This is a genomic window from Corynebacterium sputi DSM 45148, assembly GCF_000427865.1.
Taxonomy (GTDB): Bacteria; Actinomycetota; Actinomycetes; order Mycobacteriales; family Mycobacteriaceae; genus Corynebacterium; species Corynebacterium sputi.
In genome coordinates, this window is sequence record NZ_ATYV01000001.1 from 140,277 (window position 1) to 166,690 (window position 26,414).

The window sequence follows — 26,414 nt, forward strand, 5'->3', positions numbered from 1 at the left end:
CTTCCTATGAGGAGTTCACGAGCATGCGGCGGCGCGATTTTCTGAAGTTGGCGGCACTTGGGGCCGGGGCGGTGGGAGTTACCTCGGTGGCGGGCTGCAGCATTTTCGCGCCTCGCCAGGCGATGAACACGTTCGGTCAGGTCACCTTCGATACTCCGCTGCCGGTGCCGCCGATCCTGGAGGCGAATAACGTCGGAGGTCGGCAGGTCTTCGACATGACGATCCAGGAGGGAATCTCCCAGATCGTCCCGCAGGGCGGCACGACCACTTGGGGGTTGAACGGTCCGATGCTCGGGCCGACGATTCGGGCAAACCGTGGTGACGATGTACGGATCAATGTCACCAATGACATGCCGCAGATGACCTCCATGCACTGGCATGGAATGAGGCTTCCATCTGCGGCGGACGGCGGCCCGCATTCGCCGATCGAGAACGGTGACACCTGGTCACCGGAATGGACGATCGATCAGCCGGGAGCGACCCTGTGGTACCACCCGCACCCGCATGGGGAAACGGAAATCCACGTTTACATGGGCCTCGGTGGGTTCTTCATCGTCGACGATGGGGAAGAACCGGATGAGATTCCCCATGACTACGGGGTCGACGATTTCCCCGTAATCATTCAGGACAAGACTTTCGATGAGAATGGTGAGTTGGAGGTAACTGAGCGATTTGGCGTCGGGATGCTTGGTGAGACGATCCTCGCCAATGGCGCTGCAGGTGCTGAATTACAGGTCACAGCCGAAAAGACACGGCTTCGACTGCTGAACGGGTCGACTGCTCGTACCTACAACTTTGGTCTGTCGGACGACTCGACGTTCCAGATGATCGCCAGCGACGGTGGCCTGCTGCCGGAGCCGATCGATCTCAATCGCATCATGCTCAGCCCAGGTGAGCGGGCAGAGATTGTTGTTGAGATGGTGCCGGATGAAACCGTCGTGTTGCGCTCGTTTACCCAGGACCTGGGGATCAACTCCGGACGAACGACCGACTCCGGCGGAAACGACGAACTCGACATTATGCAGTTGCGCAGCGCACCAGAGTTGTCGCCGTCGCCCGTACTGCCTGCAGCGCTTGCTGCTGCACCGGCCCTTCAGGAGACCCAGTCGAGCCAGACTCGTCAGTTCAGTCTGGGCAACAACGTCATCAACAACCGTCCGATGGACATGGACCGCATCGACTTCGAGGTGCCCGGCGATGCGACGGAAATCTGGGAAATTCAGAACACCGACTCACAACCGCACAACTTCCACATCCACGATGTGCAGTTCCAGATTCTCGATATCGATGGGCAGGAGCCGCCAGCAGAGCTGGCTGGGTGGAAGGACACCATCTACACCCCGCCAGGAGCCAGGTTCCGGCTGCTCATGGAGTTTCATGACAACCCGACCCCGGAGATCCCGTACATGTACCACTGTCATCTGCTCTGGCACGAGGATGAGGGAATGATGGGACAGTTCGTCGTTGGTGACCTCGACGGTGCGGAGCCGGTCACTCACGATCACTGATTGAAAAGGTCCTCCAAGAACGGGGTTGAGTCCGGCACCGATTCCATGACGGTGTCGCTGTGGTCGGTGGGGTACCAGTGCACTTCAACGCTGGAATTGCCGCCGCCATTATCCGCGAGGAACTGTCGGGCCCAGATCTCAGAGTTCAAGGCGACTCCGATGGGGGAGGGAACATCTTGGTCGAGCAGACCGTGTCCGAGGAAGACCGGCTTGTCGTAGCCGCCGGTCGGAGTTGCCATGTACCCGCCGAGAGCTTCGGGAAGGCCAACGACGGACATCAGTGGAGCAGAGAACATCCGCGAGATGTTCGTTCCATCGAGGGATTCTGCGACCTCGGTGAGGCAAGAGGTCTCCGACAATTCGATCATTCGGCGGCCTTCGTCGGTGAGTACTGAATCGATGTCCAAGTCAGGCCTGGCCTCTTGCACACCAGCGACGATGTAAACGAGGTACGCGTTCAAGTACGGAGTCAGTGGCATTGGCGGAAACGACGGTCCGGAGACATTAACTATTTCCTCGATGTACGCCGGGGTACCGGTGGCGACTGCGCCAAGGTAGTCCAAGCCTGCCTCCTGGCTCAGTGCGCTGGCTTCGTGAGCAACGTGGAGTGCGGTGCCGCCACCTTGGGACTGGCCGATGACGGCCCAGCTGGGGCTGAGGGCGTCGTTAAGCAAAGAGTGAGATGCGACTACTGAATCCACCACGTTCTCTGCGGCGACGCTGCCGTTGAGATAGCTGTGGGTCCCCGGGGCTCCCATGCCGGCGTAGTCAGCGGCGACGATGGCGTATCCCTCGTCCAACCAGTGGTTTAGGTACTCAGTGTCCCGGGCCCCGCGCGGATTGGCGGATGGGGTGCAGGCGTCATTGGTGCCGACAGTTCCGTGGGCCCAGGCCAGTACCGGATATCCGCCCTCGGGCATCTCGCCGGAGGGAAGAAATACTGCGGAGGTGGCAACCACTGACTCGCCGTGCTGGTTTGTAGTCGAGTACGCGTATCGGTACTGGCGGTCAGCGGAGTCGAGACTGACTGAGCTGTCGAGGGTGGTGAAGGAGAGGAGCTCGCCTGATTCGTCGGTTGCGTTCAACGAGTATGCGTCAAGGCCAGACCAGATGGGCTGTGCAGGAGCCTCGGGCTCACGCATCGTGACGCCGGAATCGACGAGCAGGTCCGTGACCGGGTTGGCGGTTGCGGCCGGAGCGGTCACGAGGAGCGCCCCGGCAAGGACCGCCGCAGTGCTCGCGGAGAAGGCTGAGGTGAGGCGGCGATGCATGATTCTCCCATGACGAGGCAATGCTGTTGTTGGTGAAGATGTTACAAGAGTGAACTTTTGGGGTCGAGGGGAATGTCAGTGATGGGGGTGCAGGTCAGGGGAAAATGAGAGAGTCAGAGATCCTCACGACGGCCTCAGCGACCTGGAAGCCGAACATGATCGGAGAATTGTGGTCGGCATCGTCGATAATCAGTTCTTCGAACAGGTTTGGGGATGCCGCGGCGACCTCCGCGCTGAGTTCGGACGGAACCACTGAATCCTCGCGTGCTCGAATGACGGTGACTGGGACCTCGGATGCGCTCACATATGCGGCGACGGGGAACTGGTCCTGAAGGAAAGTACGAACCGGAAGCCAGGGATAGTGGTGGCTGCCGACATCGGCCAGAGAGGTGAACGGGGAGCGGAAGACCACTGCAGCCGGCGGCCGCTGTTTCATGAGGTCCGCGACAACTCCACCGCCGAGAGATTCACCGAGGTAGATGGTGCGTTCGGGCGGAAAGCCCTGCTCTTTAAGTGCATCAGAGGCGGCCAAACCGTCCTGCACAAGGCCCTCTTCGTCAGGCCGACCTGGATTGCCGCCGTAGCCGCGATAGTCCAGCACTAGCACCGAAAATCCTCGATCCTGCAAAGCACGGGCCAGCCCGGCGCGACCCTCCCGGTTCCCACCATTGCCCGGCGCCATCAGCACCGCCATGTTCCGATCCGCTGCCTCCGCCGAGGGCGGTGCGAACCAAGCTGCCAGGTCGAGGCCGTCGTTGGTGGTGAGGGTGAGGTCCTGGCCGTCGGGAAGCATCTGAGAGGCGGAGGGAACCTCCGACCGATCCGGGAAATAGATCAGCGAACGCTGCAGGGCCCACACCAGGGTCAGTACCAGCAGCGGCACCGCAAGGAGAAATCCAGCAATGAGGGCACGGCGCCGGGTCACCACGACAGTTCGCGGCGTGGGCGGACTCGGATTTCGGTGAGTTGGGTGTCGTCGGTTGCGGTGATGGCCTCGAGGACAGCGTGGGCGACTGTTTCTGGCTGGATGAGTTCGGTGCGGTCGACGTCGCCGGTGAACATCGGGGTATCCACAGGGCCGGGGAAGATCGAGGTCACACGCACGAAATCCTTCTCGACTTGGGTGCGCAGTGTGTTCGCAAGGGCTCGCAGTGCGTGCTTGGTCGCACCGTAGATGGCGTTGCGAGGCGCTTCGACGAATCCAGCGCCGGAGTTAAGAAAAACGATGGTTCCACGGGTCTGTCGGAGCGCTGGGAGCGACAACCGGGCCAGTTCCGCACCGGCGGTGACGTTGAGGGCGAAGGCGTAACTCCAGTCCTCGGCGGTGGCCTCTTCCAAGGAAACATCAGGGCTCATGCCGGCGGCGTGAACGAGGGCGTCGACACGATCGGGGATGAGGCCCCCGTAAGTGAACTCCGTGAGGTCAGCCGGGCGCGGCTCGATCGACGGATATTGCTCTGCCAGTTCAGTAAGGGTGTCGGCACTGCGGGCGATAGCGATTACACGCCAGCCGCGCTGGGCGAGCTGGATAGCGACCTGCCGGCCAATCCCGCTGCCTGCTCCGGTGACTACTGCGGTTGTGGTGTCCTGAACTGACATGTCGTGAATCTCCTGCCGCTAGCGGTATTCGATCTTGATCTCACTAAAAAGGTTGAAGCCTTCGACGATCACCGTCAACCCCTCTCCGGATCGGGACACCTCGCTGTTGCCCGGGGCGTAAGGGTTATCTTCCGAGAAGAACTTGCGCTTCTTCTTGCCTGATCCGGTGCGGTTTTTCTCTGTGAAATCCGAAGCGACATTCGTGCCCGAATCGAGTACGCGGGTTCCCGGCGGCACGATGATCTTGTACTCGCTGAAGAATCCCTGCAGATTGAGGGTGATGGTCTGATCCGGCCACTGTGCTTCGCGCAGGTCGAGGACGGTCTCGCCCATCACTGCCCACCAGGTAGTGATGTGCTTTGGGGCCCACGAGCCGGTCCGTTTCACCGTGGACATGATCGAGGCCTTTCCGTCCTGCGTGGGAAGCGCGACTTGATCCTGACGGGGCACCAGGGGAGCTTGTCGCTTCGCCGGAACCTGCAGTCGGTCGACTCGGCCGGCGACGCGGTCGATATTGCCGTGGGTCTCCTCCTCTGAATCTGTCTCTGACCAGAGCAGCTTCATCAGGCGCTCGTACTCGGACATCGACAGCTCTCCGGCGCCCACGGCCTTTTCGAGCTGGGGCTGAAGTCGTTCGCGGCGGGCATCGGGGTTTTCCATGGCTTCATCGTAACGAGGTCACCCGAACTACACCCGTGATTCCTGTTCACCTGGCATTCACGTTCAACCAATCTGGAATCAAACTAGCGCTTCTACCGTGGCATCAACTCAACCAAGAGGAGCCGCAACAATGCCGTACACCGATACTGCCGGTCAGCTAGATACCGAAGGAGGTGCGGCCGTCGCGATCCGCACCTACGTGCTCGATACCTCGGTCCTACTGTCCGATCCCTATGCGCTGCGGAAATTCGCCGAACACAACATCGTCTTGCCGTTGACGGTGATCAGGGAACTGGAGGCCAAGCGGCACCATCCTGAACTGGGCTGGTTTGCCCGGACAGCACTGCGTGAGCTCGAAGACCTGCGTCGGATCCACGGCCGGTTGGATTTGCCGATCCCGGCCAATGAGTCAGGTGGGCTGCTCCACATCGAACTCAACCACTCTGACCCGTCGATCCTGCCGGCTGGATTCCGAGTGGAAGCGAACGATCACCGGATTCTTGTGTGTGCACTGAACTTGCAAGCTGAAGGACACGACACCGTCCTTGTCACGAAGGACATTCCGCTGCGTGTCACCGCAGGTGCGGTGGGCCTTCCCGCGGACGAGTACCGGGCGCAAGATGTGGTGCTCACTGGGTACAGCGGGATGGAGCAGTTGAGGGTGCCGTCGGGAAGCATCGATGCGTTGTACGAGACGGGGTCCATCCCGTTGCCGGACGATGTCGAGTCTCTGCCGGTCAACTGCGGTCTGCAGTTGACCTCCGATGACGGCAGCGGCCAGAGCGCACTTGGCCGCGTGGTTCCCGGACGAGAGATCGAACTGATTCGCCAGGACATGGAGGCATTCGGCCTTCGAGGCCGCTCGGCAGAGCAACGGGTTGCTCTGGATCTGCTTCTCGACGACTCCGTAGGCATCGTTTCCCTCGGCGGCCGCGCCGGAACCGGTAAGTCTGCTCTGGCGCTGTGCGCCGGACTAGAAGCTGTCATGGAGAGGCAGCAGTTCCGCCGCATCGTCGTGTTCCGGCCTCTGTACGCCGTTGGTGGGCAGAACCTCGGTTACCTCCCCGGCAGCGAGGACGAAAAGATGAACCCGTGGTCGCAGGCGGTGTTCGACACGTTGGAAGGCCTAGTCAGCGACGTGGTGATGGACGAGGTTTCCTCCCGCGGGATGCTCGAGGTCCTGCCGCTGACTCACATCCGTGGTCGCTCGCTGCATGACACCTTTGTCATCGTCGACGAAGCGCAGTCCTTGGAGCGCAACGTCTTGCTGACGGTACTTTCCCGACTTGGCACCAACTCCCGGGTGATCCTCACCCACGACGTGGCACAGCGCGACAACCTACGTGTCGGCCGCCATGACGGTGTCGCCGCGGTGATCGAGAAGCTCAAGGGCAATTCGCTTTTCGGGCACGTGACGTTGCGGCGCTCGGAGCGCTCCCGCATCGCGGAGCTGGTGACGGACCTGCTGGAAAATGGGTAGTTAGCGCAAGCAGTTTAAAGCGGCATCGGCGATCATCCGGGATAAAGGCTCGGCATCGTCGGGGCCACTTCTGCGTGTCGGCTGTTCGGCGCGGGAGTGCACTACCGTTTCCACGACACTGAAGGGCAACCGCTTGCGCCAGTGACGGACAGCGTCTGGCTGACCGTCGGTGGAGTCGGTGAGCACGGCGTCGGCGAGGGCGTCGTAGTGCTCGATCAAGTCGCTGCGTAGTTCTCTGAAAGGTGCGAAAAACTCGCCCTGAATCTCAGGGATGCCATAGAGAGAGGCGATGTTCCATGGGGCAGTGAGCAGCAACAGCGCGTCTGCCTGGGCAAGGGAGTGCAAAGTGGCAGCGGGATCCGACCGCCATGAATCATCCTCGGTGAGCCTCCGGGCCAGCGCGACCGACGGTTCGACCGTGTCGATGAGCAGCCGCAGGAGGATCGCCTTCTTATTGGGGAAGTGGTGGTACATCGTCGCCTGTCGTACTCCGGCGGCTTCGGTGAGGTTGCGGGTTGTGGTGGCAGAAAAGCCTGTCGACGTAAACAATTCCGCCGCAGCATCGAGAAGATCCGCTTCGGTACTGCCACCAGGAATGCGGGATTTGGTTGCCCGGGGTCGGCCGGGCTGGCGGGTCGTCACGGAATACTCTCCTGTCGCTGAAGCTGGATCAAGGTCTCCACGATAGGTACCCACGGTTCGGGATCAGGTTCCGAACGGGCAGCCAGCGACGCCGCGGAAGCATCAAACCACTGGTCAGCGGTGATTGTCTGGATGGGCAGTGGCCCAGTTAAGGACATCAGGATGGTGGTGGCTGTCCTGCCGTTGCCGTCGCGGAATGGGTGGGCCCAAAGGTATTCAGCCAGGAATGCGGCGAGGTGCTCAGGAGAGGACCCGAAGCGATGCTCCGCGAGAGCTGCAGCGGCCCGGTCCAGATGGCGTGATATTCGATCGGGATTTGCGAACTCAACGCCTCCCTTGGAGATCCCAACGGTCCGCTTCATCCCGGCCCATCCGTAGACGTCTCCAAATAGGTAACGGTGCAGGATGAGTAACTGCTCCGGTCGGGTGATGCGTCCTAGCCTGGACATCGTCCCCTGTGAGTGGCGGAGATTTCCAAGGAATGCAAGCATGCGGATCGAGCTTGCCTGCGCCTCGAAGTCGCGCAGCGGCCCGTCAGCAGTGATGCCAGGTAGGTTGCGAAGCACCGGAAACTTCGGGTGTTCGTACGGCACCGATTGCATGCGTCGAAGGAAGCGTTTTGGCCGCGGTTGCAACAGTGCCGCCGCCTGCAAAGACTCATCACGGGAACGGGAAATTAGGCTCTCGGGGGCCGCGGACCCGTTCGCAACCTGTTCTAAGTGAGCCCGGAACCCAACAGGTGCGCTCCATCCCTCGATGGACTGGGCGTGGCATATCGCGGGAATCCACGAGTGGAGTGATGCGGTCATAGGTTTGGCTCTCTGATGTTTCCCGGTGCATAGCTGGATGTCGTCAGACGGTAGCCCGCCGCGTTCTGAATTCCCCTCACCGTGGCTGCGGAGGCGATAACTGATTTAGCGCGATCGCGGGAAAGCGCTGGGAGGATTAGTCGGCCCCGGTGATCCACACACTCTCTGTCGATGAGGCCTAAATCGAGATCCATTTTGACTGCGAAGATGATCGAGAACGACTCGGCGAGATCTCCGGACTCGTCCGCGCTGATGGTGAATGGCGCAGCGGAGGCTAACCGAGCAGGTGTGCTTAGCGCATCGCTGCCAGAACTAAGTGCAGCCCAGCGAGCGAGTTTCACTATGGGGGTTAGGAGCTGGTCTTTTACTGCGACCGACGTGTGTGACCACCGGTGCAGTCCTATTTTCGGGGTTTTGGTAGCGAGGCTGTCCCGGAGCATTTCGGCGATCATCCGAGAGCCTGGAACTACGTCTGCGGCAGCGCTACGGACATTATCTGCAGCATCAGCCAATAGACCGATCTTCACCACCGCTAGATCTAGCTCTGGGTGGTCTGCCCACCGAGGAGCCGCCACTCGCCACGCGGTGGCGTCCTCTGGGAGGGCCCAGGAGTTTCCCGCCACGCCGTTGGAGTCGACCTTGCCCAACTCTGACAGGCGCTGCAGTTTTGGTGTCGCTCCTGCGGAGATTCGGATGACATCGACGTCAGACAGTGGGGTCGCCTCTCCACGGCCGACGGAGCCGGTGGCGGCAAGGGAGACGTCGAGAAGCGCCCTGATCTTTTCCGACCAGTGAGCCGCGACGTCCTCTGCGGTGTCACCTTCGGCACGCCGACGAAGGGCGCGTCTGCCGAGATCGGTCAATGTTGACTGCATATCAGTGATCCAAACACCACAGGGTCTAGAGGGCAAGAGTTATTTGTGCTGTTCAGAGAGGTCTAACACGACTCCAACATTTCTGTCATCTGACAGAAATGTTCCGCAGGCTGAATAGGTGAGGTCACCGAAAGACGACCGACACTCCCGTGAAGGGGAAACAGCATGAAGTCGCTAACGCCAACAGCGCGATCACTGAAAGCCAGCAACGACTCCAACGAACTCGGAGAGTTCGGATACGAACAGCAGCTCCACCGGAACTTGGGTCGATTTGCGTCCTTCGCTGCCGGATTCAGCTTTGTCTCGATCCTTACGACGATCTTCCAGCTCTTTGGCTTGGGCTTCGGCTTCGGCGGCCCGGCATTCTTCTGGACTTGGATCGTCGTTTTCCTGGGGCAGTACTTAGTCGCGCTGTGTTTCGCAGAATTGGCCGCCCGGTACCCACTTTCCGGAGCGATCTATCAGTGGTCCCGGAGAATGGGAGGGGAGGTGCTCGGCTGGTTCGGCGGCTGGTTCATGATCTTGGCCCAGACCGTCACCGCTGCTGCTGCAGCCATCGCCATGCAGGTCGTCCTGCCGAATATCTGGACCGGATTTCAGATCATCGGTGAGGATCCGACTCTTACCTCCCCGTCTGGCGCCGCCAACGCGGTGCTGCTTGGCTCGATCCTGCTGGTCATCACCACCACTATCAACTGCCTTGGCGTGAAGTGGATGAGCTGGGTGACCACCACTGGTGTGGTTTGCGAGATCATCGGTGTCATCGCCGTTATCGGTGTCCTATTTGCCCATGCACAGCGAGGACCGCAGGTCGTCTTCGATACCGGACTGCCTGGTGAACAGCCCGGCTACGTGTGGGCGTGGATCGCCTCTGGCCTGATGGCCGCGTACGTGATGGTCGGTTTCGGCAGCGCCGGCGAACTGTCCGAAGAAACTCGCAACCCCCGTCGCGTTGCGCCGAAGACGATTCGGATGGCTCTGACCGTGTCCGCCCTCGGTGGCGGGCTTATGATCATCGGCGCTTTGATGGCAGCTCCGTCACTAACTGACGGACGCCTCGCCACTGAAGGCTTGCCGTACGTGTTGGACACGGTACTAAATTCCCCGTGGGGAACGATCTTGCTCGTCGACGTCGCCATCGCGGTGCTTATCTGCACTCTGGCGATTCAGACCGCAGCGTCCCGGTTGATGTTCTCGATGGCTCGCGATGGGCGACTGCCGATGTCCAAGCAGTTGGCACATGTCAACCGCCGAACTGGAACCCCGATCCTGCCGTCGATTCTCATCGGATTGGCCTGTGTGGTCGTCTTGCTGGTCAACGTGGGCAACGATGCGATTTTCGCAACTCTCACCAGTGTCTGCATCATCTTGATCTACCTTGCGTACCTGCTTGTCACCGGCCCGTTGCTGTACCGCCGGATCAAGGGTTGGAACACCCGAGATGGCGCCACCGATGCCGAAGGCTACCCGCTGTTCTCCCTTGGCCGTTTTGGGTTCGCGGTGAACCTGGCTGCGGTCATCTACGGATCGGTAATGGTCGTCAACCTCGCCTGGCCTCGAGTAGAGGTTTACAACCCCTCCGGCGACATGCCGCTGATGCAGTGGGCCGGCCCGCTGTCGGTCGCGATCGTTGTCGGTGCAGGTTTACTCGCCTTCCCCTGGGGGCGTGTCCACCCAAACCCGGTGACCGTTCCACGAACTGTGCCAATACCTGCTGACTTCACCAAATCCTCCGCTTCTGCTTCCTGAAAGGTCTCCCGATGAGTACTGCAACCACCACCGACGCCCGTACTAACGCCCGCTCGCGAGGCCGCGAACTAGTTGATGCAATGCGCTTCTTGCCGCCGACCCTCGACCCGCGGCTTCCGACGGACCTCGAGCCGGACTCGGTCACGTGGGCAGAAAACGTCCCCGCTGGTGGCTACACCACCGCAGTGGTGAACCGAGGAACCAGGGTTCGTCTGAACAACCGGGACGGTTCCGGATGCGCCAACCTCATGCTCTGGCGCGCTGACGCCCCGCACGAGCGTCTCAGCGTCGCCGATACGATGAAAATCCCGTGGCAGGCGTATCTGGGGGAGGGACACCCGCTCCTGTCAGACCAAGGGCGGCTGCTGGCGACCATCGTCGCCGACACCACCGGTGGAAAAGCTGACGCGATCTGCGGAACGACGACTGCGGCAGTCAACAGCGAACGCTATGGCGGCAGCGATCCGATCGTCGGGCAAGCCCAGTCGGAGGCCCCTGCCGGCCGTGAACTGCTGATTCTCGCTGCAGCTAAGAACGGCCTAGCCCCTCGCGACGTTCCTCCCTCAGTGAGTTTCTTTCACGGTGCCCGCGTCACCAATACCGGGGAACTGGTTTCAACCGGCGACGCCGACGCAGGAACAGTCGTGGAGTTTGTCGCACACGCCCCGCTGATCATCGCCGTGGCCAATACCGCACACCCCCTCGACAGCCGTATCCCCATGCCCACCACCACGATCAGTGTCCACGCCTGGGACGAACCGGAAGCCCTCGACATCATCGCCGACGACTTGTCAGACCGTGACCCCGAATACACCCGGGCCTGGCAAAACACCGAAGCCGACATCCGCGCCCGCTACGGCCGCAACGTATAGGAGACGACCGATGAGCAACCTCACAATCACTGAAGTACACACTGGTGTGGCAACTGCCGCCCCCGAGGACCTCTCCTGCGTCGCAGGCACCGTCGCCTCCGACGAGATAGTCGCAGCCAATGCACCGTGGTCGAAAGTCATCAAGGCCGGTCAGGTCCTAACGATCGTGGATCTGGATGGAAACCAGGCCGTCGACACGCTCTTTTATGCCGCTGATGACCACGATGCTCGATACAGTTTGCAGACAACCGTCGCCGCCCAGAAAAGCATCTTTCTGACGACCGGGTCAGTTCTGCGCGATCAGGAGTCGCGGCCGCTAATGACCATCGTCGCCGATGAAGTCGGAAATCACGACACCATTGGCGGTGCCTGCTCCCAGGAATCCAATACGCTTCGCTACGGCCACCACACAGTTCACCAGCATGCGTGCGTGGAGAACTTCCTGCAGGAGGGAGCGAAGCACGGCCTCGGCAAGCACGAGCTGGTCGGAAACATCAATTTCTTCATGAACGTCCCCGTCAACGACGACGGCACCATGGGGATCGTTGATGGACTCTCCGCTCCGGGCAAACGGTTGGCCATTCGCGCTGAACGCGATGTGCTGGCGCTGGTGTCCAACTGCCCCCAGATCAACAACCCGTGCAACGGATTTAACCCGACCCCGGTGCGCATGATCATTACGGAGCCGACCGCATGAGCCTCACGATCACCGCACCTGGCCTTTTCACGACCGTTCAGGATTGGCCCGGCCGAATCGGGCACTGGGAGGTCGGAGTACCGCCCTCAGGTCCCATGGATGACCTGTCCTTCCGCCTCGCCAATACCGCAGTTGGCAATCCGGAGGGTGCCGCTGGGCTCGAGGCCACTGTTTCCGGCCCCGTCCTAATAGCTAACTCCAATGTCACCGTCTGTGTCGGTGGTGCTCCCACGCGAGTGCTTCTCGACGGTAACCCCGCCCCACAGTGGACCCCACTGGACCTGGCACCTGGTCAAGTACTTGATATTTCTGAACCGGTCACCACCGGCATGCGTGTATATGTCGCGGTCAGAGGAGGCATCGATGTGCCCGATTATCTTGACTCCGCTGCCACATTCACCCTCGGCAAGTTTGGCGGTCATGAAGGTCGGATTCTTGCAGTAGGAGACTCCCTCGCAGTGGGTGCCACCGAACCTATTGCCGAACCTCGCCGGATCCTCACGTCCGAAGTTCCATACATCGGTCACGCCTGGGAACTCGCCGTTGCCGAAGGCCCGCACTCGGCAGGGGAATTCTTCACCGCCGGTGACATCGAGACTCTCTATACCTTCAATTACCGCGTCTCCGCCAACTCAGACCGCACCGGTGTACGCCTTGAAGGTCCCAAACCCGAATGGGCCCGCCCGGACGGCGGCGAAGCTGGGCTGCACCCCTCCAACATCCACGACAATGCCTACTCTCCGGGAACCCTCGACTTCACCGGAGATACCCCGATTCTCCTTGGCCCGGACGGGCCCAGCCTCGGCGGTTTCACCTGTCCCGTCACCGTTGTCACCGCTGAGCGGTGGAAACTCGGCCAGCTCGCGCCGGGCGACACTGTCAGTTTCGTGCCGGTGAAGGTGTCCACTGCGGCATCGAGGAAGTTGCTCGGTAGCGGTCGCCGGGCGTCGTTTCCTTCCGCATCGCGCACTGGAGGCGACAATGACCGGGGCATACTCGGTCGCGGTGCCACGGCAGACGGCCAGACGGAGGTGACGTGGAGACGCTCCGGTGATGACAACATCCTCATCGAGTACGGCCGGCCCGTCATCGACCTGGAATACCGGGCCCGGGCCCACGCACTTCAGCATTCAATCAGGGACAACGCTGATTCTGTGCCAGGAATTGTTGACCTCACTCCTGGAATCAGGTCCCTGATGGTGCACTTCGACCCGGATCAGATTGGTCAGGACTCGATGTTCGGAGCGCTGAAACAGCTCGAGGCTGTGCAGCCGCCTGCCGAATCGCTCTCAGTGCCGTCCCGCACTGTGCATTTGCCGCTGAGCTGGGACGACCCGTCGACACGGCTCGCGATCGAGCGCTACATGAACGGCGTGCGCAACGACGCGCCGTGGTGCCCCTGGAATATCGAGTTCATCCGTCGCATGAATGGTCTGGATTCGGTCGAGGACGTGCAGAAGATCCTCTTCGACGCCGAATACCTAGTGATGGGCCTCGGTGACGTCTACCTCGGCGCCCCGGTAGCCCTCCCACTGGATCCGCGGCATCGCCTGGTGACCACCAAATACAACCCGGCGCGCACCTGGACCCCGGAGAACGCAGTCGGCGTTGGTGGTTCCTACTTGTGCGTGTACGGAATGGAAGGGCCCGGTGGTTATCAGTTTGTCGGCCGGACAACGCAGGTGTGGAATCACCGCCACCCGGCACCGGCCCCGGGTTTTGACGCCGACCATCCGTGGCTCCTGCGCTTCTTCGACAAAATCAGCTGGTACCCGGTCAGCGCCGATGAACTAATGGACATGCGCGCCGACATGGCCGCAGGACGCGGGCAGATGCATATCGAGGACGGCACATTTTCCCTCGCTGACCATCAGGCATTCCTCGACGACAACGTTTCTGACATCACCGCCACGCGACGTCGAATGGAGGCCGCCAGAGCCGAGGAACGCGCCCGGTGGGTCGCCTCCGGTGAGGTTGCTGCAGTGTCAGCTATCGACAGCATTCGGAGTGTGAACGCATGACTTACCGCACCTATGAGGAGGCGATTGACACGCTGGAGACCATGTACAGGATCATCGCTGACGCAGGCCGGGACGAGGTTTTCATCTCCCTGCTCTCCGAGCAGGTCGCTCGAGCAGAGATGGAAAAGATCTACGAGCTGCTTCCCGACGCCCCCCTCTCCGGCCTCATCCTTGCAGTCAAAGACAACATCGATGTTGAGGGTTTTGTAACGACCGCCGCATGCCCTGGCTTCCTGTACGAGGCGGAAGTTGATGCGGGGGCCGTCGGGAAGCTCAAAGAGGCCGGGGCCCTCGTCATCGGCAAGACGAATCTGGACCAGTTCGCCACCGGACTAGTGGGCACGCGATCGCCATACGGTGCAGTGAGGGACGCGCGACGACCGGAGTTTATCTCCGGTGGGTCATCGTCGGGATCTGCCTCTGCGGTCGCACTGGGATTCGTCGATGCCGCCCTCGGCACCGATACAGCCGGCTCAGGGCGTATTCCTGCTGCTCTGCAGGGCATCGTCGGGATCAAGGCAACTCTAGGCGTCGTGTCGACTGACGGCGCCGTGCCTGCATCCGAGAGCTATGACTGCGTCACTGTCTTTGCCTCTGACCTAGATCTCGCCGAGACGGTGATGGGGTGCATGAGCACCTCAGGCGAGCGGACTTGGCCAGCCGATACCCGGATGACTGCACCGCTGACTCCTGCGCTTGGCATCCCGTCGGATCTTCCGGAATTGTCGGGGGAGTGGCGACGCGCATTCGACCGGGCTGTTCGGGAGTTCGGTGATCTGGGTTGTGAGATCAAGACCATCGATCTCGGCCCGAGCATCGATGCCGCGAAGATGCTCTACGAATCCGCACTTGTCGCGGAGCGTTATGAGGCGGTGGGCGAGTACATTGCCCCAGCAAGCTCAGACGCCGGCCTTGATCCGACAGTCGAGGGAATCGTCACCGCGGCCGGTCGCTGGACCGGTACGGAGGTTTTGGCAGCTCAGCGTGAACTGGCACGTCGACGGACAGCAGCCATGGCGGAATGGGAGTGTGTCGACGCGGTCCTCGTTCCCACTGCCCCGTTCCATCCGACAATCGAAGAAGTCCAGGCAGATCCCGTCGGAGTCAACGCCCGAATGGGCACCTACACCAATTTCTGCAACCTTTTTGATCTCTGCGGAGTCGCTGTCCCCGCTGGTGAAGTCACCGATGCCACAGGTACGGCGCAATTCGGAGTCACGGTGTTGGCTCGGCCGTTTGACGATGGAGTCGCAGCAGACATCGCGGGGCGATTGCTGCGGCGAGAGATTTCAGATGCCGACGGCGGTTGGGTCGCAAAACGCCAGGGAGCGCATAGCCACACCATCACTGTGTTCGGCGCTCACCTGCGCGGGCAGCCGTTGAACCATCAGCTTCGCGATTGTGGAGCCGCCTTTATCGGCGACGTCACCACCGCCAACCACCGCCTTTATGCACTGGATACCGCTCCGCCGAAGCCAGGCCTGGTCCCTGCTGATGATGGCTCTCAGATTGCAGGAGAGGAGTGGCTCATCTCCTCGGCAGGTCTCGGGTCATTTCTCGCGGGGTTGCCCCAGCCCATGACGATGGGTGAAGTGGTCCTTTCGGATGGTCGACACGTTCTCGGATTTTCCTGCCATCCGTCCGCAATTGACGGAGCCCGCGACATCACTGAGTTCGGCGGTTGGCGGGCCTTCCTGCAGTCCGAAAGCTAAGTGGACTATTTCCAGCGGTGCACGTCGTTGGAGGGTTCATACATACAGACCATTTGATTGCCGCCGCTGGTGTAGCCGACTTGGCCTACCTCAGCGGCACCACACCACGCTCCAGCCGTGACGATTCGTCCACTCGGGATCGGCTCTGGTTCATACTCAGGTTGAACTGGGGCGACGGTGTTCGCAGGAGGCGGACCATCCCAGAAGGTAGCGCTGCACTGTTCGGTCCATCCTGAGGTTCCATCAGTGAACCACGTGGTGCCTTGTTCGTAGAGCCCTTCAGAACTGCGAGCGCACCTCGAGATCGTGCTGTTAATCGGGGTGGGTTCGCCTCTCTGACGGTCGGTTAGACCACGAGGGCGAGTGTCGGCGGCAGTAGTAATCATTGATTGGTCAGAAACGGGATCAGAACCCGTTTCAGGAGTTTCACGCCCTAGGGTAGGGTTCGGGCCTTTAGCGGGCGAGGAAACAGTTGCTTTCTGAACAGCGGTGCGAGTTTCTTCAGCGGGTTCGGCTGAACATCCGGTCAAGAGAAGAAGCGCCGCGACTGATACGGTCGCAATCTTTTTTATCATGAAAAGAGTATCTACTACAGGATCAGAACTTAAGGAAGTTGAAGGAACCCCTGCGTAGAAATCTTCGTTCCACCAGATGTCTGATCAGCGCCAATATCGTTGATTTCGCGACTAAGCCTCAAGGCTGCACCGAGTCTTTTGCTTTGTGCGACAGAGGGAATTTCATTGGGAATGTAAATGCAGTTCCGCGCAAACCTTCCGTTCTGGGCTTTTGACTTCCCAGAGAGCTACGCCAAAAACGTAGACGCAGGTCTGGAATCTTAGATCTCTGAGTAGTCGACACACGGGAACTTTCTGAACCACAACTACGAACGGGTATTCCGAAAGAGTCACCACAAAATCCGCTTCACGACGGGCACCCACGGACCCGGATCCGGCTTCCCGACGTTACCCAAGGAATTTGTGGTTGCCGCGAACCACTCATCGGGAGACACCCGCATCAGAGACGTCGGCCCAGTCAGTGCGAGCAAGACTGTCATCGCAGTGCGGCCGTTGCCGTCACGGAAAGGATGGGCCCAGTGATACCGGGCGAGGAAATCCGCGAGCGGCTCCGGGTCGGTGCCAGTTATTGGGTCGACCTCCGCAGAGTAGTGGCGGACCAACGACACCGTGGCCTTCTGTAGCTCCCCCTCGATGTCCTCTGGCTTCGCGAATTCGAATCCACCACGGGACATCCGGACGGTTCGTAAGTCGCCGGCCCAGTCGTAAACGTCGCCGAAGAGGTACCGGTGCACCACGTCGATCTGGTCGGGGCTGGTGATTTTCCCGAGTCGGCTGATCGTCCCCTGCGGATGGTGCAGGTTACCGAGGAACGCCAGCATCCGGGTAGCGCTGGCCTGCCCTTCAAAATCACGGAGAGGACCAGCAGCGTGGATGTCCGGGTGATTGCGCAGAACCGGATATCTCGGGTCTTCGTAGGCAGATGGGGTACTACGAAGTCTGGCCAGGAGCCGCTTCGGCCGTGGTCGAAGACGTTCGGAGGCTTGTCCGCATTCGTCCGCCGAGCGGTAAATCAATCGCTCGGGCGTCATCATTCCGTTGGCGACCCTTGTGAGGTGCGCTCGAAATCCGACCGGAGCATCCCAACCCTGAAGAGATTGTGCATGGAGGACGGCGGGGATCCAGTCGACAGTCTTAGTCAGCGCCGACGTCATTTCCCCGTCACCCCTAGCCCCTCCATTGGACGAACTGTTCGACATGTGTGGCTGGGCGCCAACTCCCTCAGTTGTGACTGCATACAGTGATATTTACACCGTTAGCGCCGCTAATCAAGGTTCGTTTGGCCTGTTCAGAAGGTATTACGCCGCCCGAACAAAACGGACACGTGGTCTTAATAAACCGTGGAGTTTCGGGGGTGAAAGAAAATTCCGGAAAAGTGACTATTCGCAGGCGATTCCGTCGCCGTCGCCGTCTAGATGGCTGCCGTATCCGGCCTGTCCCGCGTATAGGGGAGCGGCTCCAGCTGCCCGGGCTGCCGAGCAGTTCGCGTAGTAGGTGCTCTGAGGCACGGGTTGGGTGGTCTGAACCGGAGTGGCCGGGATTGTTGGGGCTGTATTGGTCGGTGCTCCATTCCAGAACCGCTCGCTGCAATGTGCAGTCCATCCGGAGGTTCCGTCCGTGAACCAGGTGGTTCCTTGCTCGTAGAGCCCCTCCGAGCTAGCCGCGCATCGGGAGATTGTGCTGTTGATGGGAGTCGGGATGCCGCTCTGGCGATCGGTTAGGCCAACCGGACGGGTGTCCTCTGCCTCTGTTGACCGTGCCGAGACTTTTGACGTTGAAGTCCGTGACGTTGTGGAGCGATCGGTAGAGGTGCTCGATGAGCCCAGGGTTGGATTCGGTCCGGTAACTGTGACAGTGGCCGTTTCGGTAGCCGCAGGTTCGGGGGCTTCCGTCGAACATGCGTCAAGAAGGAGAGCCGCAGTCAAAGCGGCCGAAACTGAAAGGGTTCTGAGCATGAGGAAGATCATTATTCACCGAACCGATTCATATTTCATTGGGTCATGAATTATTCGTCGGCACCAGCGTCAGGGCGTGCAGCGCGGTTGCCCCGGTTGAAGAAATTGAAGGTGAACAGGCGCTGGTTCGGATCTCGTTCGATCTCGCGTTCCTGGTAGTCGAAGACTGGAAGGCTCCAGCCACGCCAGATCGCAAGGAGTCGGGTGATGAATGTGACGAGCACGGCGACGATGATGGTCACCGGCTCCGGCGCTCCGAGCCAATCGACGACGAAGTAGGTCGCGGTTCCCAGTAGTGCGATGGAGGCGTAGAGCTCCTTCTGGAAAACCAGCGGGACTCGATCGCACATCAAGTCTCGGAGAACACCGCCGAAAACACCGGTCAGAACAGCTGCGACCACGGCGATGATGAAGCCGTGGCCCATTTCGATGGCAACTCGGGTGCCGATGATCGCGAATGCAGATAGTCCGACTGCGTCTAGGACTAGGAAAAGAATCCTGAAGTGTGCCATCAGGTAGGAGATCGACACGGTGAGAATCGCGGCGCCGATGATCACCAGGAGATATTGGGGGTCCTTAACCCACGCCAGGGGGTAGTGGCCGAGGACGAGGTCTCGAATCGTTCCTCCACCGATGGCTGTGACGCAGGCGATGGTGGAGACTCCGAAGAGGTCCATCTTCTGACGGCCGGCCGCGAGGGCGCCTGACATTCCCTCGGCGGTGATTCCGATCACCCATAGGACATGGAGCAGCATGGGGGTGATGGTAGCGCACGGAGGCAGCTGAATTTCCTATTGTGCAGGTCAGTGGAGAAGAAGGCTAGGTCCCATATGTGGTCGCCCGAAAAGTTCTTTTGGAGGGAAACGCTTATTCTGGTTTGCAAACGAGGAGGGGGAGACCATGTCTGTACTTATTCCCGCCGATACCGACCGGGCGACGTTGAAAAAGAAATGGCCATTAGTCTTCGGTGCGCTGCTTTTCGTTGGTCTCACAGGCACGCAATGCGCAACAGATGACAATGCCAGCGGCAATGTGACTTCTGAAACCGCGGTTGAAGAAGTCGTCGAGACCTCCGCGGCGAAAACGCCGTCCGCAGAGACGGACTCAAGCGCGACGGCTGGAGCCGCAGCGTGGGCCGAGAGGGAGCAAGATGAATCCTGCGGTCCGGAAGGGACGATAGAGGGTGATGACAATCCCTTCTGTGAAGACGCGAATTTCGGCATTTCCGAGGATGGGAGCACGCTTGAGATCGCCTATGTGGATTCGCCACGCGCCAGCGAAGCCTTTGGCAGTGATGAATTGACTCCGGGGTCCACGATGCTTGGATGGGAGACTAGGGCCTCGTTGTCCAAGTGGATGGGCAACGAGGCACTGCAAGAGATTACGAAGCTTCGTGTGTCGGGCCCGGGCGGCTCTGCGGGGACCTGGGATGAAACCTTAGAGGTCGAATAAGTGCTGCGTGCTCGGACTGGGATGAACCCATGGCCGCCATTTTCTGCGGGGTTGTTACACCTGCGTGTACAAAGGGTGTTGTTACTGCAGTCGAACGAAAGGCATGAACATGGGTCTGGATGACAAGATTGGAAACTCCGCCGAGAACCTCGGCGGCAAGGCTAAGGAAGCCGCTGGAGATGTCACGGGCAATGAGCAGCTGGAGGCTGAGGGCAAGGGCGATCAGGCCAAGTCCAAGGTGAAGGATGCTGTTGAGGACGTCAAGGACAAGGCCTCTGAGGCCGTGAACAAGCTCAAGGGCGACTAGTCGTCTGACTTCTTCGTTGTTCTAGGGCCCCGGGTTTTCTCGGGGCCCTTCTTCGATGTCATTAAGTGATCTTCCTGGCAATTCGCGAGTAAAAGACTGGCTCTTCGGCGGCAATGTGGCCAGAAATGACAACAATCCCTGACCTGCAAAGCTGCAGATCAGGGATTGAAGTATGTGCCCCCACTGGGGCTCGAACCCAGGACCAACGAATTATGAGTTCGGTGCTCTAACCGACTGAGCTATAGGGACCCTGAGAGGATATCAGCCGTCTCAGCGGGGGAAAGTTAATGGGGTGGGCAGTGTGCTGGGCTACTCCAGGTCGTCTAGTAATGCATTCATCTCGGCGATCTCGGATGCCTGGGCGGAGATGACGTCCTCCGCGATCTGGCGGGACTGCTCGTCGATACCGTTGTCGAGCTCATCCTGGGCCATATCAATCGCGCCTTCGTGGTGTTCGATCATGCCCTCGAGGAAGAGGCGGTCGAAGTCGGTGCCGGAGGCGTCGGAAAGCGCGGTCATTTGCTCGTCATCCAACATTCCGTCCATGTCCTCGTGGCCGCCGTGGGCGTAGTCATCACTGACGCCCCATTCATCCAGGCGCGCCTGCATCGCGTCCATTTCCGGCGCCTGAGTTTCTTCGATGGTGGCGCCCAACTGGAGGATGTCCGGGTTGTCAGTACGGCCATCGATGAGCGCTGCCATGTCCAAAGCCTGCTGGTGGTGCGCGATCATCATCTGATTGAACTCGACGTCAGTGTCGTTAAATTCAGCATCGGCGTCGGACTCAGAGTCATTGTGGTCGTCATGGGCCGAGGTCTCGGTTGTGGTTGTCTCGGTCGTCGCGTTTGCATTGGTGTTGTCGTCAGTGGAGCAGGCCACTGCTGCGACCGACAGTGAAGCGACAGAGAAGGCGGCCAAGGTGCGGGTGAGGGTTTTTGAAGCCATGGCTCCGTTCTACCAGCAATTTTCGTATTGCCTAGGAACGTACTGTGTCCTATCTGACATTCGTTGACAGACAGGCCTGTCTAGTTCTAACTTGGGGGACATGTCCATGACGCTCACATCCCGCAGGTGGCTCGACCAGGGTCATACCTCGAGTGACGCCTGTCCGGAATATGCCGCGGCCGAGTAGCCGCCACCACACTCACTTACTTTTTCGCCCCGCGTGCACCTGACCGTCATTAGAACGCGCAGTTGACCCTGTCCTGCGCACAGTCCGGAACACCTCGGCAACACCCCTCGCCGAAAGGAATGCCGTGGCAAGCACTTCCGCTGCTAACCCAGCGTCACCCGCCTCCCCGGATACTCACAATCGCAAGAAGCTCCCGTCCTGGCTCACCAACTTCGGTGCCCAGGTTGTTTATGGCCTGATTATCGGCCTCATCCTCGGATTTATCGCTCGAGGCACTGCGGAAGGCTCCGGCCTCCGTGAATTCCTCGGCTTCACCGGCTCCACCTACGTCGGTTTGCTTCGCCTGATGGTGCCGCCGCTCGTTGTCGCCGCCGTCATCGTGTCTGTGGCGAACCTGCGCAAAGTTGCCAACGCCGCTCGTCTGGCCGTATCCACTCTGGTGTGGTTCGCGATTACCGCGTTTATTTCGGTGCTCGTCGGCATTGGCGTCGGTCTGCTGATCAACCCCGGCGCTAACTCCAGCGTGGACGCAGACACCGCTGCAGAGCCCACTAACGTCGGTAGCTGGACAGCGTTCTTCGAAGGCATCGTCCCGAACAACATCTTCGGCCTCGGCGTCAATGTCAGCGATACCGGCGCAACTCCGACCTTTAACATCCTGCAGTTGCTGGTTATCTCTATCGTTCTCGGCATCGCAGCGGTCAAGGTCGGCCGCAAGGCTGAGCCGTTCATCGGATTCATGGAGTCCCTGCTCGCAGTCATCCAGAAGGTCCTGTGGTGGATCATTCGCCTGGCGCCGATCGGCACAGCTGCCTTGGTCGGTAATGCCATCGCCGATTACGGGTGGGAAGCCCTGGGCAACCTCGGCCAGTTTGTTATCGCGATCTACGTCGGCCTCGTCATCGTGATCGCCGTGGTCTACCCGCTGGTGCTCAAGTTCGCCGGCATCGACATCATGGACTTCTTCCGCCGCGTCTGGCCGGTGACCTCCCTGGGCTTCATCACTCGTTCTTCGATGGGCGTCATGCCCATCACCCAGCGTGTTACCGAGCGTCGTATGGGCGTCCCGACGGAGTATGCCTCCTTTGCAGTCCCACTCGGCGCCACCACCAAGATGGACGGTTGCGCCGCGGTTTACCCGGCCATCGCAGCAATCTTCGTCGCCGGGTTCTATGACATCCCGCTGGATCTGACTGACTACCTCCTCATCGCGATAGTCTCCGTCATCGGTTCGGCGGCTACCGCCGGAACCACTGGTGCGACCGTCATGCTGACTCTGACCTTGTCCACCCTGGGTCTGCCGCTCGCCGGCGTCGGCCTGCTGCTGGCCGTTGAGCCGATTATCGACATGGGCCGCACTGCGGTGAATGTCACCGGTCAGGCACTGGTCACTGCGGTTGTCGCGAAGCGCGCTGGAATCCTCGACCAGGACAAGTGGGACAACAGTGCCAACGCTGACCTCGACGCCGATGAGGTGGAGGAAGAGGCTGAGACCCCTGAGATCGTTCAGGAGATCGAGGGCGAGGATTTCATGGATCGCCCGCGCGAGAGCGTGACCTCTCGTCAGCAGGAGAAATAGAACGTAGTTAGCCTGTAAGACATGACGACACAGGAATCTCGGATCAACGAACTGCTCACCGCCACCGACGAATGGCCGGTAGATAACGCAGTAGCGGCGGTCCGGGATTCTTCTGGTTCCTGGACCGTTCATGGTGACACCGACAAGGTGTATGCCCTCGCCAGCGTCACGAAGCTGATGTCCGCGCACGCGGCCCTGCTGGCTATTGAGGAGGGGGTGTTCGAAGGCGGTCTCGACGAGCCGCTGGGCCCTCCCGGTGCGACCGTGCGGCACCTGCTCTCGCATGCCTCTGGTGTCGGGTTCGCCGACCGCACCCCAGAGAAGGAACCGGGTGAGCGGCGCATCTACTCCTCAGCGGGGTTCGACATCATTGCCGATGCCATCCGAGACGAAACTGGGATGCAGTTCTCTGAGTACCTCAGCGAGGCGACGTTCGCGCCGTTGGGGATGGACTCCTCACGTTTGGTCGGCTCGGCCGGGCATGCCGTGGAATCATCCGCCGAAGATGTCATGCGCTTTCTCGATGAAATCCTCGAGCCCACACTTTTGCACCCCGATACCGTCGACGAGGCGCTGACGGTGCAGTTCCCGGGCCTCGATGGTGTCGTCCCAGGCTACGGAATGCAGAAGCCGGCGGACTGGGGCCTAGGGTTCCAGATCTACAGCAATGCGCAGAGTCGTCAAGGGTTGTGGTTTGGAGAAGCGATGCCTAACGACGTCTCCGGCCACTTCGGCCAGTCTGGCACCTTCGCGTGGATTCACCGTCCCTCGGGCCGGGCCGGAGTGGTCCTCACGGACCAGCCGTTCGGAGGCTGGGCGAAGCCATTGTGGGCGGACTGGAACGACGAAATGTGGAAGGTCCTCGCGGACTAGCTCTCCGTTTGAGTCAGTTCCTTAACGAGGATTCTGACCCGATCATTGATGTCGTCTCTGATCAGCCGCATTCGGTCCATTCCTTCAATGCCGCGTGAGGATGGCTCGTCGGTGATCCAGCGCTCGGTCGTCACCGGGGCGTGATCGAGCTGCGCGTCAGGGCCGAGAATGATGACTCGTTCCGCAGAATTGAGTAAGTCAGCGTCGATGCTCTTTGGCACGCCCTGGGACATATCGGCGCCGAGTTCAGCTACGGCGACAACTGACTCTTGGTTGAGTGAGGCTCCTGGTCGCGTGCCGGCAGAGTGGATCCGCAGGCGATCGCCTGCATGCAGTTCTGCAAGAGCAGCGGCCATCTGGGATTTACCGCCATTGCCGACGCAGACGAATAGGACTATCGGTGTGGCACTCATACCTTGGCCTTGTCTTGTGGGTTGGGGGAGGGAAGCGTCGGGTCGCCAGGGAACATCTTCGGTCCGATCCGCATCATCACGTACACGAGGCCGACGAGCACAGGTACCTCGATCAACGGGCCGATAGTTCCAGCGAGAGCCTGGCCGGACATTGCACCGAAGGTGCCGATCGATACTGCGATGGCGAGCTCGAAGTTGTTTCCTGCTGCGGTGAAAGCGACCGATGCGGACTGCGCGTATCCCATACCGGCGGCTTTTGAGGCGACCAACGCAATTGCGAACATGCCCACGAAGTAGATGAAGAGTGGAACAGCCAGGCGGGCCACTGCCCAGGGGTTCGAGGTGATCTGCCCTCCCTGCAGTGCGAAGAGCAGCACGATTGTGTAGAGCAATCCGATCAGAGCCAGCGGGGAGATGGCAGGCAGATACGTGTTCTCGTACCAACTGCGACCGCGGGTCTTCTCTCCGACGATTCGGGAGATAACCCCGGCTGCCAGTGGAATACCCAGGAATACCAACACCGAGGTGACGATCGACCAGAAAGAGAATCCGGCAGAGGTTGTCGACAGTCCTAGCCACGTTGGCAGGACCTGGAGGTAGAACCACCCGAGTGCACCGAACATGATCACCTGGAACACCGAGTTGATCGCAACCAAAACGGCTGTGGCTTCACGGTCGGCGCAGGCAAGGTCGGACCAGACCAGCACCATCGCGATACACCGGGCCAGGCCGACGATGATCAGGCCAGTGCGCAGCTCCGGCTGATCCGGCAGGAAGATCCAGGCGAGAGCAAACATCAGCGCTGGGCCCACGATCCAATTCAGCGCGATCGAGGTTGCCATCAGTCGTTTATCACTGGCGATTTGTCCGGCCTTGTCATAACGGACTTTGGCCAAGGGTGGGTACATCATCACCAATAGGCCAAGCGAGATGGGAATGGAGATGCCCCCGATCTCCATCGAGCCGAGGAAGCTTCCGATGCCAGGCGCGGCGAAACTGATCAGGAGACCTGTTGCCATCGCCGCGATGATCCAGACTGGGAGATAACGGTCGAGGAAAGACATACGCGCTGAGGATTTAATATCGATAGACATCGATATGAAGCCTAAGCTTGAAATTGACGAGTGTCAATATAGCGTGGGGTGATGGACATCCTCCCGCTCGCCGATCAGTCAACCTGCTGTTCCCTAGGGTCGGGCCCACTCACCGATGATGAGGCTTCGCGATACGCAGGATTGTTCAAGGTGCTCGCGGATCCCGCACGGCTGTCTCTGCTCTCCCGATTAGCGGTTGAGGGGTGTGGTCCGGTCAGCGTCACTGAACTGACTCGCATGTCGGGGCTGAGCCAGTCGACGGTTTCGCACCATTTGAAGAAACTGACGGATGCAGGACTGCTGGAGAAAGTTCGAAAAGGAAGGAACATCACTCACCAGGTTCGACCCGAACTCTTCACTGAACTGCGGAGAGTCCTCCAGATGAATTAACTTTGCCTTATGAATGAAAGAGTAAAGAGTTTCCTCAGGGACCCGCTTCTGTGGCTGACGCTCATCGTCGCCTTCGGCGCGGTGATCCTGGCCAGTGGCGAAGGCGCCAATGGAAGGGCATGGACCGGCCTGGCGGTGGGAGTCGGCTGGACGCTGGCGATCTCGCTGCTGGCTCGTCAGACTCCGCCGGATACCGTTCGTCGGTTCCCGTTGCCGGCACTTGCTGCGGTGCTTGCTTTACCGGTGGTCATTTGGTCGATCGTGGATCTGACCAGTGACGCGATTATCCCCACTGCGATCGTGATGGTGACTAATCTGGCGATGATCGTCATCTTCGTCTTCCAGTGCATCCGCTTCGCGATGGGCCGCAGCGAGGTCGAAATGTAGCGAAAGCTACTCAGGACTCTCTGCGGGCGGAGATGTAGTCCACGACGTCGCCGAGGGTTGTAAATCCAGTAATCTCGTCGTCCTCGATGCGCACGCCAGTTGCCTCTTCGCAGCGGACGGCGAACTCGATGACAGATAACTTGTCCAGACCGAGATCCGCCCGTAGGTCTGACTCGAGCGAGATGGGGGAGGGCTCCTCCTCATCAGCGGAATCCTCGGATGCGGATGTACCGATGACCTTCCGAAGGATCGGGGTAACCTCCGCGCGGACCCCGGTGAGCCCCTCATCGGCAGAAGCGGAATCGTCCGTGGAGGTGTTCATCATGGCGGCGAGTGCGTCGCCCAGGCTGCTGGTCATGGAC

At 60.2% G+C, this 26,414-nt stretch carries 27 protein-coding genes and 1 tRNA gene; 13 read left to right on the forward strand and 15 right to left on the reverse strand.

Annotated elements, in window-relative coordinates; genetic code table 11:
• Positions 1-23: 23 nt before the first annotated feature.
• Complete coding sequence (locus tag YWU_RS14315) at positions 24-1,508, forward strand: multicopper oxidase domain-containing protein (RefSeq protein WP_034646527.1); 1,485 nt, start codon at positions 24-26, stop codon at positions 1,506-1,508.
• Here YWU_RS14315 and YWU_RS0100720 read toward each other — a convergent pair.
• From YWU_RS0100720 to YWU_RS0100735, 4 genes are all read right to left on the reverse strand, one after another.
• A complete protein-coding gene (locus YWU_RS0100720) occupies positions 1,502-2,779 on the reverse strand; it encodes a lipase family protein (RefSeq protein WP_034646529.1) in 1,278 nt (425 codons plus the stop codon). The genes YWU_RS14315 and YWU_RS0100720 overlap by 7 nt on opposite strands.
• A gap of 94 nt (positions 2,780-2,873) precedes the next feature.
• Positions 2,874-3,704 (reverse strand): alpha/beta hydrolase, encoded by an 831-nt coding sequence (locus YWU_RS0100725; RefSeq protein WP_034646609.1) that lies wholly within the window; start codon positions 3,702-3,704, stop codon positions 2,874-2,876.
• A complete protein-coding gene (locus YWU_RS0100730; RefSeq protein ID WP_027018967.1) occupies positions 3,701-4,378 on the reverse strand; it encodes an SDR family NAD(P)-dependent oxidoreductase in 678 nt (225 codons plus the stop codon). Before YWU_RS0100730 ends, YWU_RS0100725 begins: the two co-directional genes overlap by 4 nt.
• 18 nt (positions 4,379-4,396) lie before the next feature.
• Complete coding sequence (locus tag YWU_RS0100735; protein ID WP_027018968.1) at positions 4,397-5,038, reverse strand: LiaF domain-containing protein; 642 nt, start codon at positions 5,036-5,038, stop codon at positions 4,397-4,399.
• A 130-nt stretch (positions 5,039-5,168) separates the two neighbouring features.
• On the opposite strand from YWU_RS0100735, the gene YWU_RS0100740 reads away from it, so the two are divergent.
• On the forward strand, positions 5,169-6,518 hold the full coding sequence (locus YWU_RS0100740; protein WP_051259845.1) for a PhoH family protein: 1,350 nt from the start codon (positions 5,169-5,171) through the stop codon (positions 6,516-6,518).
• Here YWU_RS0100740 and YWU_RS14320 read toward each other — a convergent pair whose 3' ends face one another.
• The 3 genes from YWU_RS14320 to YWU_RS0100755 form a co-directional block, all read right to left on the reverse strand.
• Positions 6,519-7,160, reverse strand: a complete 642-nt coding sequence (locus tag YWU_RS14320; protein ID WP_051259846.1) for a TetR/AcrR family transcriptional regulator — start codon at positions 7,158-7,160, stop codon at positions 6,519-6,521.
• Positions 7,157-7,762, reverse strand: a complete 606-nt coding sequence (locus YWU_RS17265) for a Fic/DOC family protein (protein WP_051259847.1) — start codon at positions 7,760-7,762, stop codon at positions 7,157-7,159. Before YWU_RS17265 ends, YWU_RS14320 begins: the two co-directional genes overlap by 4 nt.
• Before the next feature lie 203 nt (positions 7,763-7,965).
• Positions 7,966-8,844 carry a putative nucleotidyltransferase substrate binding domain-containing protein gene (locus YWU_RS0100755; RefSeq protein WP_051259848.1) on the reverse strand — a complete coding sequence of 293 codons (879 nt, stop codon included), beginning with the start codon at positions 8,842-8,844 and terminating at the stop codon, positions 7,966-7,968.
• Between the two features lie 165 nt (positions 8,845-9,009).
• Between YWU_RS0100755 and YWU_RS14330 the strand changes: the two genes are divergently transcribed.
• The 5 genes from YWU_RS14330 to atzF are packed head-to-tail and all read left to right on the forward strand — an operon-like array spanning position 9,010 to position 15,895.
• A complete protein-coding gene (locus tag YWU_RS14330; protein ID WP_051259849.1) occupies positions 9,010-10,593 on the forward strand; it encodes an amino acid permease in 1,584 nt (527 codons plus the stop codon).
• Between the two features lie 11 nt (positions 10,594-10,604).
• A complete protein-coding gene (locus YWU_RS14335; RefSeq protein WP_034646532.1) occupies positions 10,605-11,465 on the forward strand; it encodes an urea amidolyase associated protein UAAP1 in 861 nt (286 codons plus the stop codon).
• A gap of 10 nt (positions 11,466-11,475) precedes the next feature.
• The gene (locus YWU_RS0100770; protein WP_156892646.1) at positions 11,476-12,162 is read left to right on the forward strand and encodes an urea amidolyase associated protein UAAP2; all 687 of its coding nucleotides are present in this window, start codon (positions 11,476-11,478) and stop codon (positions 12,160-12,162) included.
• A complete protein-coding gene (locus YWU_RS0100775; protein ID WP_027018972.1) occupies positions 12,159-14,183 on the forward strand; it encodes a 5-oxoprolinase/urea amidolyase family protein in 2,025 nt (674 codons plus the stop codon). Before YWU_RS0100770 ends, YWU_RS0100775 begins: the two co-directional genes overlap by 4 nt.
• A complete protein-coding gene (atzF, locus tag YWU_RS0100780) occupies positions 14,180-15,895 on the forward strand; it encodes an allophanate hydrolase (RefSeq protein WP_034646533.1) in 1,716 nt (571 codons plus the stop codon). Before YWU_RS0100775 ends, atzF begins: the two co-directional genes overlap by 4 nt.
• A 904-nt stretch (positions 15,896-16,799) precedes the next feature.
• On the opposite strand, the gene YWU_RS17760 is transcribed toward atzF, so the two are convergent.
• From YWU_RS17760 to YWU_RS14345, 3 genes are all read right to left on the reverse strand, one after another.
• The gene (locus YWU_RS17760) at positions 16,800-17,669 is read right to left on the reverse strand and encodes a Fic/DOC family protein (protein WP_084141460.1); all 870 of its coding nucleotides are present in this window, start codon (positions 17,667-17,669) and stop codon (positions 16,800-16,802) included.
• Between the two features lie 180 nt (positions 17,670-17,849).
• Positions 17,850-17,978, reverse strand: a complete 129-nt coding sequence (locus YWU_RS18035) for an excalibur calcium-binding domain-containing protein (RefSeq protein WP_420805279.1) — start codon at positions 17,976-17,978, stop codon at positions 17,850-17,852.
• A 497-nt stretch (positions 17,979-18,475) separates the two neighbouring features.
• Positions 18,476-19,180: a trimeric intracellular cation channel family protein gene (locus YWU_RS14345; RefSeq protein WP_051259851.1), complete on the reverse strand. Its 705-nt coding sequence runs from the start codon at positions 19,178-19,180 to the stop codon at positions 18,476-18,478.
• 145 nt (positions 19,181-19,325) lie between these two features.
• On the opposite strand from YWU_RS14345, the gene YWU_RS0100795 reads away from it, so the two are divergent.
• The gene (locus tag YWU_RS0100795; RefSeq protein WP_027018974.1) at positions 19,326-19,877 is read left to right on the forward strand and encodes a hypothetical protein; all 552 of its coding nucleotides are present in this window, start codon (positions 19,326-19,328) and stop codon (positions 19,875-19,877) included.
• A gap of 109 nt (positions 19,878-19,986) precedes the next feature.
• Positions 19,987-20,184, forward strand: coding sequence for a CsbD family protein (locus tag YWU_RS0100800; RefSeq protein WP_027018975.1), 198 nt, complete (start codon positions 19,987-19,989; stop codon positions 20,182-20,184).
• A 175-nt stretch (positions 20,185-20,359) separates the two neighbouring features.
• Here YWU_RS0100800 and YWU_RS0100805 read toward each other — a convergent pair.
• A tRNA-Ile gene (locus YWU_RS0100805) sits at positions 20,360-20,433 on the reverse strand.
• Between the two features lie 60 nt (positions 20,434-20,493).
• Positions 20,494-21,129 (reverse strand): DUF305 domain-containing protein, encoded by a 636-nt coding sequence (locus YWU_RS0100810; protein WP_027018976.1) that lies wholly within the window; start codon positions 21,127-21,129, stop codon positions 20,494-20,496.
• A 311-nt stretch (positions 21,130-21,440) separates the two neighbouring features.
• On the opposite strand from YWU_RS0100810, the gene YWU_RS14350 reads away from it, so the two are divergent.
• Positions 21,441-22,895 (forward strand): dicarboxylate/amino acid:cation symporter, encoded by a 1,455-nt coding sequence (locus YWU_RS14350; protein WP_084141463.1) that lies wholly within the window; start codon positions 21,441-21,443, stop codon positions 22,893-22,895.
• Positions 22,896-22,916: 21 nt separating this feature from the next.
• Complete coding sequence (locus tag YWU_RS0100820; RefSeq protein ID WP_051259852.1) at positions 22,917-23,768, forward strand: serine hydrolase domain-containing protein; 852 nt, start codon at positions 22,917-22,919, stop codon at positions 23,766-23,768.
• Here the strand turns inward: YWU_RS0100820 and YWU_RS0100825 are convergent.
• Positions 23,765-24,181: an arsenate-mycothiol transferase ArsC gene (locus YWU_RS0100825; protein ID WP_027018978.1), complete on the reverse strand. Its 417-nt coding sequence runs from the start codon at positions 24,179-24,181 to the stop codon at positions 23,765-23,767. The genes YWU_RS0100820 and YWU_RS0100825 overlap by 4 nt on opposite strands.
• The gene (gene arsB, locus YWU_RS0100830; protein WP_027018979.1) at positions 24,178-25,275 is read right to left on the reverse strand and encodes an ACR3 family arsenite efflux transporter; all 1,098 of its coding nucleotides are present in this window, start codon (positions 25,273-25,275) and stop codon (positions 24,178-24,180) included. The genes YWU_RS0100825 and arsB overlap by 4 nt, the downstream gene beginning before the upstream one ends.
• Positions 25,276-25,326: 51 nt before the next feature.
• On the opposite strand from arsB, the gene YWU_RS0100835 reads away from it, so the two are divergent.
• Entirely contained in the window at positions 25,327-25,665 is a 339-nt protein-coding gene (locus tag YWU_RS0100835) for an ArsR/SmtB family transcription factor (RefSeq protein WP_027018980.1), read from the forward strand.
• A gap of 9 nt (positions 25,666-25,674) precedes the next feature.
• Entirely contained in the window at positions 25,675-26,052 is a 378-nt protein-coding gene (locus YWU_RS0100840) for a hypothetical protein (protein WP_027018981.1), read from the forward strand.
• A 10-nt stretch (positions 26,053-26,062) separates the two neighbouring features.
• On the opposite strand, the gene YWU_RS0100845 is transcribed toward YWU_RS0100840, so the two are convergent.
• The gene (locus YWU_RS0100845) at positions 26,063-26,410 is read right to left on the reverse strand and encodes an acyl carrier protein (protein WP_027018982.1); all 348 of its coding nucleotides are present in this window, start codon (positions 26,408-26,410) and stop codon (positions 26,063-26,065) included.
• Between the last annotated feature and the right edge of the window lie 4 nt (positions 26,411-26,414).

Coding starts and splice junctions, on each gene's coding strand:
- YWU_RS14315 (WP_034646527.1), top strand. CDS start 24: ATGCGGCGGCGCGATTTTCTGAAGTTGGCGGCACTTGGGGCCGGGGCG.
- YWU_RS0100720 (WP_034646529.1), bottom strand. CDS start 2,779: ATGCATCGCCGCCTCACCTCAGCCTTCTCCGCGAGCACTGCGGCGGTC.
- YWU_RS0100730 (WP_027018967.1), bottom strand. CDS start 4,378: ATGTCAGTTCAGGACACCACAACCGCAGTAGTCACCGGAGCAGGCAGC.
- YWU_RS0100735 (WP_027018968.1), bottom strand. CDS start 5,038: ATGGAAAACCCCGATGCCCGCCGCGAACGACTTCAGCCCCAGCTCGAA.
- YWU_RS0100740 (WP_051259845.1), top strand. CDS start 5,169: ATGCCGTACACCGATACTGCCGGTCAGCTAGATACCGAAGGAGGTGCG.
- YWU_RS17265 (WP_051259847.1), bottom strand. CDS start 7,762: ATGCAATCGGTGCCGTACGAACACCCGAAGTTTCCGGTGCTTCGCAAC.
- YWU_RS0100755 (WP_051259848.1), bottom strand. CDS start 8,844: ATGCAGTCAACATTGACCGATCTCGGCAGACGCGCCCTTCGTCGGCGT.
- YWU_RS14330 (WP_051259849.1), top strand. CDS start 9,010: ATGAAGTCGCTAACGCCAACAGCGCGATCACTGAAAGCCAGCAACGAC.
- YWU_RS14335 (WP_034646532.1), top strand. CDS start 10,605: ATGAGTACTGCAACCACCACCGACGCCCGTACTAACGCCCGCTCGCGA.
- YWU_RS0100770 (WP_156892646.1), top strand. CDS start 11,476: ATGAGCAACCTCACAATCACTGAAGTACACACTGGTGTGGCAACTGCC.
- YWU_RS0100775 (WP_027018972.1), top strand. CDS start 12,159: ATGAGCCTCACGATCACCGCACCTGGCCTTTTCACGACCGTTCAGGAT.
- atzF (WP_034646533.1), top strand. CDS start 14,180: ATGACTTACCGCACCTATGAGGAGGCGATTGACACGCTGGAGACCATG.
- YWU_RS17760 (WP_084141460.1), bottom strand. CDS start 17,669: ATGTCGAACAGTTCGTCCAATGGAGGGGCTAGGGGTGACGGGGAAATG.
- YWU_RS14345 (WP_051259851.1), bottom strand. CDS start 19,180: ATGCTGCTCCATGTCCTATGGGTGATCGGAATCACCGCCGAGGGAATG.
- YWU_RS0100795 (WP_027018974.1), top strand. CDS start 19,326: ATGTCTGTACTTATTCCCGCCGATACCGACCGGGCGACGTTGAAAAAG.
- YWU_RS0100800 (WP_027018975.1), top strand. CDS start 19,987: ATGGGTCTGGATGACAAGATTGGAAACTCCGCCGAGAACCTCGGCGGC.
- YWU_RS0100810 (WP_027018976.1), bottom strand. CDS start 21,129: ATGGCTTCAAAAACCCTCACCCGCACCTTGGCCGCCTTCTCTGTCGCT.
- YWU_RS0100820 (WP_051259852.1), top strand. CDS start 22,917: ATGACGACACAGGAATCTCGGATCAACGAACTGCTCACCGCCACCGAC.
- YWU_RS0100825 (WP_027018978.1), bottom strand. CDS start 24,181: ATGAGTGCCACACCGATAGTCCTATTCGTCTGCGTCGGCAATGGCGGT.
- arsB (WP_027018979.1), bottom strand. CDS start 25,275: ATGTCTATCGATATTAAATCCTCAGCGCGTATGTCTTTCCTCGACCGT.
- YWU_RS0100835 (WP_027018980.1), top strand. CDS start 25,327: ATGGACATCCTCCCGCTCGCCGATCAGTCAACCTGCTGTTCCCTAGGG.
- YWU_RS0100840 (WP_027018981.1), top strand. CDS start 25,675: ATGAATGAAAGAGTAAAGAGTTTCCTCAGGGACCCGCTTCTGTGGCTG.
- YWU_RS0100845 (WP_027018982.1), bottom strand. CDS start 26,410: ATGACCAGCAGCCTGGGCGACGCACTCGCCGCCATGATGAACACCTCC.